The sequence below is a fragment of the Streptomyces lushanensis genome (assembly GCF_001700515.1).
Lineage (GTDB): Bacteria > Actinomycetota > Actinomycetes > Streptomycetales > Streptomycetaceae > Streptomyces > Streptomyces lushanensis.
The window spans coordinates 1-503 of record NZ_MAUD01000445.1 but is presented as its reverse complement, the minus strand read 5'-3'; the positions used below and the strand labels follow the sequence as shown (position 1 = coordinate 503).

The following is a 503-nucleotide window of genomic DNA, read 5'->3' as shown; positions in this document are numbered from 1 at the left end:
CGGCAGGACGGAGCGGGCGGGCGGCCCGCGCGTACACCCGCTGACCCACGGCGGATCCCACGGCACGGAGCCGACTCCGTACGCCGGGCGGTGCGCCCCGGCCGGACCGCCGCGCGAACCGGCTTTCCCGCGCTGTGTGGTGCTGCGCTGCTGACAGGTTCCGGCACCGGGTGCGTTCCACGCGCCAAGTGCCTCTCGGACGTCAGCAGTTGATTCAGCTCCATCTCACAGTGAGGACACCGCCATGCCTATTGACCCCTTCGCCGCACTGAACGCCATGCTGCGCGCCGAGGCCGCTCGCGCCGACGCGTCCCGTCGCCGAGCCGCGGCCTCGGGCTCGGGGAGCTCCGTGGGTTCGGGAGGCGCGGAAAGTTCGGCGAGCTCGGGAGGATCCGGAAGTCCGTCACGGTCGGCGGCCTCCGCGCGTCCGGTGGGCGCCGGACGTGACGCCGAGCCCGTGGCCGCCGCCGACCGCGCGGCCACGGTCAGGAAGTGGAGGCGCG

The 503-nt window shown here is 74.6% G+C and carries 1 protein-coding gene; it reads left to right on the top strand.

Annotated elements, in window-relative coordinates; all coding sequences use genetic code 11:
- Positions 1-244: 244 nt before the first annotated feature.
- The coding region (locus BFF77_RS36345; RefSeq protein WP_211280339.1) for a hypothetical protein at positions 245-503 on the top strand (259 nt) is incomplete at its 3' end.